Raw genomic sequence first — 10,564 nt, forward strand, 5'->3', positions numbered from 1 at the left:
AAACTGATTTTACAATTAAACTGAAAACTGTTTATATCTTTATCATTAGGGTAAACTTAGATATGTTCCCCATATGTATATAAATATATTAGCACTTAATATAAAATGACAGAAACGGAAGAAGCTCTATTAGTTAAAAGACTATTGGATGAGAAAACCCAAAGGGATGCTTTCTCTGTTTTGGTGAAGTCGTTCAGCGAGCGGCTCTACTGGCAGATCAGAAAGATTGTTATCTCTCACGAAGATGCTAATGATGTTTTACAGAATACATTTATCAAAATCTGGACAAATATCGACAGCTTTAGGGGTGACTCTAAATTGACTACATGGCTATATAAAATAGCTATCAACGAAAGTATATCTTTTATAAACAAACAACGACAACAGCAAAATGTACCGTTGGATGATAGCGACAACTTTCTGGAAGCAAAACTCGAAAGCGATTCTTATTTCGATGGTGATGAAGCCCAACTGAAACTTCAAAAAGCTATTTTGACTTTACCCGAAAAACAAAGGATAGTATTCAATCTGAAATATTTCGAAGAAATGAAATATGAGGAAATGTCTGAAGTGCTCGACACCTCGGTAGGAGCTCTCAAAGCCTCTTATCATCATGCAGTGAAAAAAATAGAAGATTTTTTATCACAATCCAATTAAACCTTTTTCATTTTAAAGAGTCTATATTATACTCAAAAGATTAGTAGTATGTTGAACAATATCGAAAAAAATAGCCCATTCAGAGTTCCGGAAAATTACTTTCAGAATTTCAATGAAGAAATAATGAATAATTTACCGGAAAAGAAGAAACAAAAGAAAATTGTTCCTCTATGGAGGTCTGTTGGCAAATGGGTAGCTGCGGCAGCTGTGGTTACAGGCATTGCTATATTGGGAACTAATTACATGGAGAACCATTCTCCTGATATTAGTAATTTTGCAAAAGAGAATTATATATCAGGTGACGACAATTTGGCTTCTTTTGAGAATGATTATTACCAATTTCTTGAAGACGATGCAACTCAATTAGTTTATAAAGACGCAATTTATAGTGTAGAATAATTCAAAAACAAGATTATGCAATATAAAAATATCTTACTTCTTGCCCTGCTTTCTATATTTTCATATTTTCCATTATCGGCGCAAGAACATTCGCACCGAGGAGATTTTGACATAGAAGCTTTTAAACAGAAAAGAGCCGAATTTATCATAGAGAAGGTAAATTTGACTGATGCTGAAGCCAAAGCTTTTATTCCCCTAACCAACGAGTTAATGGATAAACGTTTTGAGTTGAATAGAGCAATCAGAAAAGAATCAAGAGAACTTCGCAAAAAGAGCAATAAAACAAATGCCGATTACGAACGATTACTGGAGGCTAGCAGCTCTGTTAAAATAAAAGAAGCACAATTAGAACAAGAATACCTTCAGAAGTTCAAAAAAGTATTATCTGCCGAGAAAATCTATAGATACAAGCAAGCAGAGACCCAATACATGAAAGAATTGGTAGGCAATAGGTCGGACAAAGAAAGATCAAAAAGAAAATAATTAGGAAATCTCTTTGTGTTTTATTTTTTCTTACTATATTTGCCTTTGTATAAAAATATTAATAATGACAAGACAATTACATCATCATCACCTCTATTTCTCTTCATTTGGTAAGTGAGGTCTTATTATGATGTATTTTCAAAATAACACAAGAAGTAAAGACTTACCTACATATAGGTGAGTCTTTTTTTTAACCTAATTACTTTAATAAATATATGCTACGCATTGCTATCCAATCAAAAGGTCGTCTATTTGAAGAAACAATGGAACTTCTACAAGAGGCTGGTATCAAACTTAATAATAAGAAGAGAACATTACTTGTTCCCGTAAAAGGTTTTGATGTAGAAATTCTATTTCTCCGAGACGACGATATTCCTCAGGCTGTTGCTACAGGCGTAGCCGATGTTGGTATTGTTGGAGAAAATGAATTCGTAGAGAAAAAAGAAGGATCGCTCATAACCAAACGCCTAGGTTTCAGCAAATGTCGCCTATCGTTAGCCATTCCAAAAGACATAGACTACATTGACGTTAATTGGTTCCACAACAAAACTATTGCTACCTCCTACCCTCATATCTTAAAAAAATTCCTAGCAGATAATTCTATTGAATCAGAAATACACGTTATTTCCGGTTCTGTTGAGATAGCTCCAAGTATAGGACTTGCTGATGCTATATTCGATATTGTCAGCTCTGGTAGCACATTAGTTAGTAACCGACTGAAAGAAGTAGCAGTTGTGATGCAATCAGAAGCATTGCTTATCGCAAATAACGACTTATCACAAGATAAAAAACAGATATTACACGAATTAATATTCAGAATAGAATCTGTACAATTTGCAGAAGGTAAAAAATACATTTTGCTTAATGCACCTAACGAAAAAGTAGAAGATATTATATCTCTTCTACCAGGAATGAAAAGCCCAACAGTAATGCCTCTGGCAGAATCGGGATGGAGTTCTATACATTCTGTAATCTCAGAAAAACAATTTTGGGATATAATAGGAAAATTAAAAGCCTTAGGAGCGGAAGGAATACTAGTGATTCCTATTGAGAAAATGATCTTATAAAAAGCAGTCTGATGAGTACAGTAAAAAAGTATTTCACAATACTATATACAGTATATATAATTATGCTTTTGCTCCCTTGTATATTTCTATTTTTTGCATTGATGTACAAGAAACATAATAATTTCACAAAACATGATATACCTTATATCATAGCTGATGGAATTATTGTTATTATTGGCTTTACGCTGGCTTATTTTTACGCTCAGAAAAGTATTAAAGAAGCAAAACAGAAAAGAGGATTGCATGAAAAGCTATCTAAATATAGAAAAGGACTACTTATCCCTTGGACGATCTTAGATACTGTTGCACTATTTTCTATCGGTTGTTATATAATAACAGGAGAACTTTTTTTTGTATGCATAACACTGTTTTCTCTTGCTGTTTTATTTCTTAATAAGCCCAATGTATCAAATGCCATAATAAGGCTAGATTTGCAAGAAGATGAACAACGAGTTTTAGAAAATCCAAAATCGGCTATATGATAAAGATCACAGAAACATTAGTCCTACGCCCAACAACATTAGAATCTACTTCTGATATTTATGAGGCAATAACCAGAGAACGAGATTACCTGAGAACATGGCTACCGTTTGTTGACTGGACTCAGGATGAAAGCAATACACTTGAATACGTTCAAGGTGTAATTGATAATGAAGAAGTTCAATATAGTATTTATGATTCAGATAGGTTTATCGGTCGCATAGGATTTAACCATATGGATGCTCTCAATCATAAAGCTGAGATAGGTTATTGGATTATAGAAGAAGCACAAGGAAAAGGCATTGTAACGAGATCAGTAAAAGAATTGCTGATATTAGGCTTTACCGATCTCAATTTAAATAAGATTGTAATAAAAGCTGGAGTAGAAAATGCTAAAAGTCGCAGTATTCCTGAGAAGCTTGGATTTACACTCGAAGGCATTGAACGTGATGGCGAATTACTTGTTGATAATAAGTATACCGATTTAGCTGTTTACGGATTATTAAAAAAAGAATTTAAGGTCTAAGATCTTATAAGATATACTTTATACTTACAAAAATGAAAGTCATAAAATATCCACAAAAGAACGATTGGGACAAGATTTTGGCTCGTCCAACATTCGACACATCTTCACTGAATGCAACCGTTAGCTCTATTTTGGCTGAAGTAAAGTCAGGCGGCGATAAAGCTGTTATCAGCTATGAGGAAAAATTTGATAAAGTACAATTATCTTCTCTTGCAGTATCTAGCAAAGAAATTGAAGATTCAGAAAAGTATCTTTCCGAAGAGCTTAAGTCTGCAATAAGAACTGCTAAAAGCAATATTGAAAAATTCCATTCAGCTCAAAAAATAGAAACCAAGAAAATAGAAACTACTAAAGGCGTTATTTGCTGGCAAAAGGCAGTAGCCATCCAAAAAGTAGGACTATACATACCTGGAGGTACAGCACCATTATTCTCTACCGTATTAATGCTTGCTATACCTGCAACTATTGCTGGATGTAAAGAAATAGTACTATGCACTCCTCCCGACAAAGACGGAAATGTGAATGCTGCCATACTATATGCTGCTAAAGTAGCAGGAGTTAGCAAAATTTTCAAGATTGGTGGAGTACAGGCTATTGGAGCAATGGCATATGGAACCGAAAGCGTTCCTAAAGTTTATAAAATATTTGGACCAGGTAATCAGTATGTAATGGCTGCAAAACAATTGGTCAGTCTTAAAGACGTCGCCATAGATATGCCGGCAGGTCCATCGGAAGTACAAGTAATTGCCGATGAAACATCAAATCCCGCTTTTATAGCTTCTGACTTATTATCTCAAGCAGAGCATGGGATTGATAGTCAAGTTATACTAACTACAACTAATGAGGCTATTATAGAATCTGTTATATCTGAAATAAAGGAACAGTTAGCAGAATTACCGCGGAAAGAAATCGCAGAAAAAGCCCTTCAACATAGTATAGCTATCTTAGTAAATAATGATGACGAACTAATTGAGCTAACTAACGAGTATGCTCCCGAACACCTCATCATCGAGACTAAAAATTACAACGACTTAGCAGATAGAATAGTAAATGCTGGATCGGTATTCTTAGGTCATAACACACCCGAAAGTGCCGGAGATTATGCTTCTGGAACCAATCACACTTTGCCCACAAATGGTCATGCCAAAGCATATAGTGGAGTAAATTTGGACAGTTTCATTAAGAAAATTACATTCCAAGAAATCAGTAGAGAAGGAATACAAAATCTAGGAGCTACTATTGAAATTATGGCAGAAAACGAATTGCTTTTTGCTCATAAAAATGCAATAACACTTCGCTTGAAGAAATAATGGAACTAAAACTCATTACATATCAGTCGCCGGAATATGACGAAATGGTTGCTCTTCGATATAGTGTATTGAGAGAACCACTAGGTTTGGTCTTTACCAAAGAGGATCTGCAAAAAGATGAAAATGATTTGTTATTAGTTGCATGTTTGCCTAAAAGCGAAAAGATAGTAGGCTGTTGTATATTGACCCCCCTTAATGAGCATACTGTTCAATTACGTCAAATGGCGATAGCCCTTTTTATGCAGGGTAAAGGTTTAGGAGCTCAACTCCTTCAATTTGCTGAAAATACAGCAAAAGATCTTCAGCATAGATACATCTATCTCCATGCTCGAAAAATAGCTGTCGATTTTTATAAGAAACACAATTATACAATAGAAGGCGATCAATTTACAGAAGTGGGTATTCCACACTTTGAAATGTTGAAACAATTAAACTAAGAAATATGGATAGCGAGAAAAAACATGTATTAGATACTGTCTCTAAATATATAGATATTACACTTACCCCTTTTGGTAAACCACAAAGAACGGTAATTGACGTAGAAAAGAGAGACCCTATGTATGGCGGAAATGGTGTAGTATATATGCTTTCTCTTTTCGAAAAAGACGAATTAGTCAACAACCGCATCGGCGTCTACATGGTACTGATGAATAATGGTGATCAAGCAGGTTTCCATGAGCATGGAAGCAAAAAAGAGCAAGAAATATATGTATTAGTACACGGTCAAGGCGAATACATTGAGCGTATTGGTGAAGACAATATAACACGCAAATTCGATCTTAAAAAAGGAAATGTAACCTGTATTCAGGGAGATAATAATTATCACTCGATTATAAATACAAGTGACGAGCCCTTAATCATATTTGTAGTCACTACATACGAAGCAAAGTAAGACGTTTTTTTAATCCTATCAGAACTCTTATCTTTAGACAGTAAGCAATCGCAGATATTGGACAAGTCATTTTCAATTCATTACAATCAATTGTTCTTACACTTACAAAACAATAAAAAGGTCTGAGACCCTAACTTTTAAAACATTACAGGTATGAAAAAGAAAATTTTAATGTTAGCTGGAGATTTCGTTGAAGATTATGAATTAATGGTTCCATATCAGGCATTAGAATCATTGGGTTTTCATGTAGACGTAGTTTGCCCCGATAAAAAGGCAGGAGATAAGATTGCTACAGCAATACATGATTTTACTGAATTTCAAACATATATCGAATTGAGAGGACATAATTTTGTTATCACAAAAAACTTCGATGATGTGAGACTCGATGAATACAGCGGATTATATATTACAGGAGGAAGAGCTCCCGAATATATTCGACTGAATAAAAAAGTACTGGAATACACACGTTACTTTTTCGAAAAGAACTTACCCGTTGCAGCGATCTGTCATGGTATACAAATATTAACTGCAGCAAAAGTAGTTGCTGGCAAAACTTTGACTTGTTATGCTGCCGTCGCTCCCGAAGTAGAATTAGCCGGAGGCAACTATAAAAACATTGCTCCCGCAGAAGCAATTACCGATGGTAATCTAACAACATCACCAGCCTGGCCAGGACATCAGGCAATATTGGCTGAGTTTTACAAATTGTTAGGCGTTAAAATATCAATATAAGACCTTTAGACTTTATTTAATTTTTATTCTTAAATATAATGAATCTACAACAGCTAGTTCGTACAAACATATGGAATCTCAAAGCATATTCTTCGGCAAGAGATGAATTTAAAGGAGAAGCCTCTGTTTATTTAGATGCTAATGAAAATCCATTAAATGGTCCTTACAATCGCTATCCCGACCCCTTACAATGGAAACTCAAAGAAAAGGTATCTGAGATAAAACATGTGGATATAAAAAACATATTCTTTGGCAATGGAAGTGATGAACCCATAGATCTTGTTATTCGTATTTTTTGCGAACCAGCTGTTGACAATGTTGTTGCCATTGACCCTACTTATGGGATGTACAAGGTTTGTGCAGATATCAACAATATCGAATATAGACAAGTACTGCTCAATGATAACTTTTCGCTAGATGCCGATAGTGTTTTAAAAGCAACAGATAATAATACCAAAATAATATTTCTTTGCTCACCAAACAATCCATCAGGTAATCTCTTAGACAGAAATGAGATCTTGAAAGTAATCCAAAACTTCTCAGGAATTGTAGTTTTAGACGAAGCTTACATTGATTTTGCTCCCGCAGCAAGCTGGGTACCTCAATTAGACAAATACCCAAATCTCATAATCTTACAAACATTCTCTAAAGCATGGGGAATAGCTGCTGTAAGATTGGGAATGGCATTTGCGTCTCCTGAGATCATCAACCTATTCAACAAAGTAAAATATCCTTATAACATCAATATCTTAACTCAGAATTTCGTACAATCAGAGTTAGACAAATTAGAGTTAAAAGAAGAGTGGGTTAAAACGATCTTAACGCAAAAAACTCACCTTGAGAAAGAATTAAGCAAAATAGCTCTTGTTAAAAAAATATACCCTTCCGATGCTAACTTTATATTAGTCAAAGTTGATGATGCAAATATGATATATAATAAGTTAGTAGATCGTGGTATCATCATACGCAACAGAAATACAATATCATTATGTAACGGCTGCCTCCGTATAACTATTGGCACAGAATCCGAAAACAATACACTAATAGAAGCATTATCACATATAGTATAACATGCCAGTAGAAGAAGAGAAAAAAGTAAAGAAAGGTGGCAAAAAATGGAAATTCCTACTCATTTTACTATTAATAATAGTTATAGGTGGAGTATTCAGTAAGTTTTTTATGCAAATAAAACATATACCTTCGGGATATATTGGTGTAAAATCGAGCATAGGAAATCCCCTTGACAATAGCGTAGATTACGAGGTAAAGTTAGTAAAAGGGTACGTTATATTTATGCCTCTTTATACAGAAATAATCGTTTATCCTACTACGATACAAACCGCAGCATACGATTCTATTAAAGTAAATGCTCTGGATGGAACCGAATTTATAGTAAAACCTAGAGTATCGTATTTACTCGACGAATCTAAAGCTGAACTTCTTTATAAAAACGAAAAGAAGAGTTTAGGAGAAATAAACAACAGCTATCTCAAAGAAGTTGTAGCACACTCCTATTCAACTGCCGCCGGCACTTTCAGCTCTGACTCTCTTGTGAGTAATAAAAATGCCTTTGAAATCGAAGTGAATAGAATATTAGCTTCGAAAATGGGAGAAATCGGTTTGATCCTAAAAAATACAAACTCGAACTTGGAAATTCCTCAAAAAATAAAAGACATAATTGCCCTTCGTAGCCAATCTCTACAAAATGCGATATTGGCAGAAGATAAGATGAAGCAAGCCGAAGCTGAAGCAGAAATACAATTACTGGAGGCTAGAACAAAAAGCAAAGAAGATTCCTTAAAGAATTCGGCAATGACTAATCTTGCAATTCAAAAAATGTTTATTGAGAAATGGGATGGCAAATTACCCCTGTATGGTGACACCCCTAAAATCTACAAAAACATAACTGAATAATAAGGTCTTAGAGCTATTTAAAACCTTAGCAAGTATAACATCAATAGACTGTTATAAATCCTAAATAGATCATTAAATACTTTTATATACTTACTAATGAAAAAAAAAGCCTTATTCATAGATAGAGATGGTACAATTGTAGTAGAACCCCCTATTGACTATCAATTGGATAGCCTCGAAAAATTAGAATTCTATCCCAAAGTCCTTAGAAATTTATTTTTCATACAGAAAAATCTGGATTTTGAATTTGTTATGGTTACCAATCAAGATGGATTAGGAACTTCATCCTTTCCCGAAGAGTCATTCTGGCCTGCACATAACAAAATGATGAAAACATTAGAAGGCGAGAATATTACTTTTAGTGACATTCTAATAGACAGAAGCTTTCCTGAAGACAATGCGCCTACACGAAAACCTCGCATAGGTATGCTTACAAAATATCTTTCGGGAGACTATGATTTGCAGAATTCATTTGTAATAGGTGATAGACTTACAGATATTGAACTCGCTAAAAATTTAGGTTGCAAAGGTATTTTTCTGAAAAAAGACATAGAGCTTCCTTCCGAATTAAAAGAATATTGTGTATTACAAACTGAAAACTGGGACACCATAAGTGAGTTTCTTTTTGCAGGTGAACGTAAAGCTGAAATAAAACGTACAACCAAAGAAACTGATATATACGTATCTCTTGATTTGGATGGAAAAGGTGCATGCGATATTCACACCGGATTGTCTTTCTTTGATCATATGCTGGAACAAATAGGAAAACACGCCAACATAGACCTTACAATAAAAGTAAATGGTGACTTGAACGTAGATGAACACCACACTATAGAAGATACAGCTATCGCCCTCGGAGAAGCCATTGCTAAAGCCTTAGGAGACAAAAGAGGTATAGAGCGCTACGGTTATTGCCTACCAATGGATGATTGCCTGTGTACAGTGGCTATTGACTTTGGAGGAAGACCTTGGTTAGTATGGGATGCCGATTTTAAACGTGAGAAGGTTGGAGATATGCCAACTGAGATGTTTTTGCACTTTTTCAAATCATTAAGTGATGCTGCAAAAATGAATCTGAATATAAAAGCGGAAGGTGCAAATGAGCATCATAAAATAGAAGGAATCTTCAAAGCTTTGGCTAGATCAATGAAAATGGCAAAACAACGAGATATCTTTAATTACGAACTACCTAGTACAAAGGGTATTATTTAACATTCTGAAAAGTTTGGGCTAAATTCTATCAATTGTTTTGGCTAAATCAAGATATTGACTTATATTTGCACTCGCTAAGCCCAAAATTGGTTCCTTGGCCGAGTGGCTAGGCACCGGTCTGCAAAACCGTCTACGGCGGTTCGAATCCGCCAGGAACCTCCATGTTAAAGCTGATAGATCAAAAGTCTATCAGTTTTTTTATATCCAATTCAAAGACAGCATTTTACAAGATATTCATTTTGGCATTTTAACAAAAAGCTGTAGACCCTATGTAGACTGACGGTTTTAATTAGACCGTTTTGCAACATAAAATGAAATGATCAAATTAAAAATTTATTAAAAAATAAACTACAGTAATATTGCGGCATATTAAGTAAAAAAACTTAGATAGAGTACAATGTAGCTATCTAAGTTCACTTTATATTGAACATGCAAAATTACAATACCTGCCAGAACTATCGATAGTAATCTAAAATTTCGATTTAGTTGTGTGAAAATCAGAGCTAAAGAAAAAGGGTTTAAAACTAAAGAGATTATTACTGAGATAGTTTAGATCCCAATTAATAATATTCAAGTTAAATATCGCCTATTAAAAAGAAGGCTAAACAAATGGATAATACCGTCTTAATATTATTTCAGAATAATAATCCGAAATTAGGAAAACCGACTTATTCGCTACCCAATTTCGACTTAAACTTTCGTAGCTACTAGCCATGCAAATAATATATTAATTTAAAGAAAGATTAATATTTAACTAGCTGATAAATAACTATTATTAACACAATTACATTTTATTTTTTGATAGTAATCCTTTGTTTTGGCATAAACCCTCAAACAATATATAGGGAGTTAGCTATTTCGTAATATTCTTTCTACTAATAACATCCGATAG

General features: G+C 34.2%; 13 protein-coding genes and 1 tRNA gene. All 14 read left to right on the plus strand.

Annotation, left to right across the window (positions count from 1 at the left end):
• Positions 1–105: 105 nt before the first annotated feature.
• The gene (locus HGC4_RS03425) at positions 106–657 is read left to right on the plus strand and encodes an RNA polymerase sigma factor (RefSeq protein ID WP_050708720.1); all 552 of its coding nucleotides are present in this window, start codon (positions 106–108) and stop codon (positions 655–657) included.
• A 48-nt stretch (positions 658–705) separates the two neighbouring features.
• On the plus strand, positions 706–1,056 hold the full coding sequence (locus HGC4_RS03430; protein ID WP_050708721.1) for a hypothetical protein: 351 nt from the start codon (positions 706–708) through the stop codon (positions 1,054–1,056).
• A 15-nt stretch (positions 1,057–1,071) separates the two neighbouring features.
• Positions 1,072–1,539 (plus strand): hypothetical protein, encoded by a 468-nt coding sequence (locus HGC4_RS03435; RefSeq protein WP_050708722.1) that lies wholly within the window; start codon positions 1,072–1,074, stop codon positions 1,537–1,539.
• Between the two features lie 215 nt (positions 1,540–1,754).
• A complete protein-coding gene (hisG, locus tag HGC4_RS03440; protein ID WP_050708723.1) occupies positions 1,755–2,606 on the plus strand; it encodes an ATP phosphoribosyltransferase in 852 nt (283 codons plus the stop codon).
• An 11-nt stretch (positions 2,607–2,617) separates the two neighbouring features.
• Entirely contained in the window at positions 2,618–3,088 is a 471-nt protein-coding gene (locus tag HGC4_RS03445; protein WP_050708724.1) for a hypothetical protein, read from the plus strand.
• Positions 3,085–3,612, plus strand: coding sequence for a GNAT family N-acetyltransferase (locus HGC4_RS03450; protein ID WP_050708725.1), 528 nt, complete (start codon positions 3,085–3,087; stop codon positions 3,610–3,612). The genes HGC4_RS03445 and HGC4_RS03450 overlap by 4 nt, the downstream gene beginning before the upstream one ends.
• Before the next feature lie 32 nt (positions 3,613–3,644).
• On the plus strand, positions 3,645–4,922 hold the full coding sequence (gene hisD, locus HGC4_RS03455; protein ID WP_050708726.1) for a histidinol dehydrogenase: 1,278 nt from the start codon (positions 3,645–3,647) through the stop codon (positions 4,920–4,922).
• A complete protein-coding gene (locus HGC4_RS03460; RefSeq protein ID WP_199327717.1) occupies positions 4,922–5,359 on the plus strand; it encodes a GNAT family N-acetyltransferase in 438 nt (145 codons plus the stop codon). Before hisD ends, HGC4_RS03460 begins: the two co-directional genes overlap by 1 nt.
• 5 nt (positions 5,360–5,364) lie before the next feature.
• A complete protein-coding gene (locus HGC4_RS03465; protein WP_050708728.1) occupies positions 5,365–5,814 on the plus strand; it encodes a cupin domain-containing protein in 450 nt (149 codons plus the stop codon).
• A gap of 153 nt (positions 5,815–5,967) precedes the next feature.
• The gene (locus HGC4_RS03470; protein WP_050708729.1) at positions 5,968–6,546 is read left to right on the plus strand and encodes a DJ-1/PfpI family protein; all 579 of its coding nucleotides are present in this window, start codon (positions 5,968–5,970) and stop codon (positions 6,544–6,546) included.
• Positions 6,547–6,584: 38 nt separating this feature from the next.
• Positions 6,585–7,616, plus strand: coding sequence for a histidinol-phosphate transaminase (gene hisC, locus HGC4_RS03475; protein ID WP_050708730.1), 1,032 nt, complete (start codon positions 6,585–6,587; stop codon positions 7,614–7,616).
• Position 7,617: 1 nt separating this feature from the next.
• Positions 7,618–8,460 carry an SPFH domain-containing protein gene (locus tag HGC4_RS03480; protein WP_050708731.1) on the plus strand — a complete coding sequence of 281 codons (843 nt, stop codon included), beginning with the start codon at positions 7,618–7,620 and terminating at the stop codon, positions 8,458–8,460.
• A 96-nt stretch (positions 8,461–8,556) separates the two neighbouring features.
• Entirely contained in the window at positions 8,557–9,672 is a 1,116-nt protein-coding gene (gene hisB / locus HGC4_RS03485; protein WP_050708732.1) for a bifunctional histidinol-phosphatase/imidazoleglycerol-phosphate dehydratase HisB, read from the plus strand.
• 88 nt (positions 9,673–9,760) lie between these two features.
• A tRNA-Cys gene (locus tag HGC4_RS03490) sits at positions 9,761–9,834 on the plus strand.
• Positions 9,835–10,564 lie beyond the last annotated feature (730 nt).

This window comes from Dysgonomonas sp. HGC4, from assembly GCF_001261715.1.
Classification (GTDB): Bacteria; Bacteroidota; Bacteroidia; order Bacteroidales; family Dysgonomonadaceae; genus Dysgonomonas_A.

What these genes read in the sequence shown, in the direction of transcription:
- HGC4_RS03435 (WP_050708722.1), top strand. Translation starts at nt 1,072, where the DNA reads ATGCAATATAAAAATATCTTACTTCTTGCCCTGCTTTCTATATTTTCA.
- HGC4_RS03470 (WP_050708729.1), top strand. Translation starts at nt 5,968, where the DNA reads ATGAAAAAGAAAATTTTAATGTTAGCTGGAGATTTCGTTGAAGATTAT.
- hisD (WP_050708726.1), top strand. Translation starts at nt 3,645, where the DNA reads ATGAAAGTCATAAAATATCCACAAAAGAACGATTGGGACAAGATTTTG.
- HGC4_RS03425 (WP_050708720.1), top strand. Translation starts at nt 106, where the DNA reads ATGACAGAAACGGAAGAAGCTCTATTAGTTAAAAGACTATTGGATGAG.
- HGC4_RS03450 (WP_050708725.1), top strand. Translation starts at nt 3,085, where the DNA reads ATGATAAAGATCACAGAAACATTAGTCCTACGCCCAACAACATTAGAA.
- hisB (WP_050708732.1), top strand. Translation starts at nt 8,557, where the DNA reads ATGAAAAAAAAAGCCTTATTCATAGATAGAGATGGTACAATTGTAGTA.
- hisC (WP_050708730.1), top strand. Translation starts at nt 6,585, where the DNA reads ATGAATCTACAACAGCTAGTTCGTACAAACATATGGAATCTCAAAGCA.
- hisG (WP_050708723.1), top strand. Translation starts at nt 1,755, where the DNA reads ATGCTACGCATTGCTATCCAATCAAAAGGTCGTCTATTTGAAGAAACA.
- HGC4_RS03480 (WP_050708731.1), top strand. Translation starts at nt 7,618, where the DNA reads ATGCCAGTAGAAGAAGAGAAAAAAGTAAAGAAAGGTGGCAAAAAATGG.
- HGC4_RS03465 (WP_050708728.1), top strand. Translation starts at nt 5,365, where the DNA reads ATGGATAGCGAGAAAAAACATGTATTAGATACTGTCTCTAAATATATA.
- HGC4_RS03460 (WP_199327717.1), top strand. Translation starts at nt 4,922, where the DNA reads ATGGAACTAAAACTCATTACATATCAGTCGCCGGAATATGACGAAATG.
- HGC4_RS03445 (WP_050708724.1), top strand. Translation starts at nt 2,618, where the DNA reads ATGAGTACAGTAAAAAAGTATTTCACAATACTATATACAGTATATATA.
- HGC4_RS03430 (WP_050708721.1), top strand. Translation starts at nt 706, where the DNA reads ATGTTGAACAATATCGAAAAAAATAGCCCATTCAGAGTTCCGGAAAAT.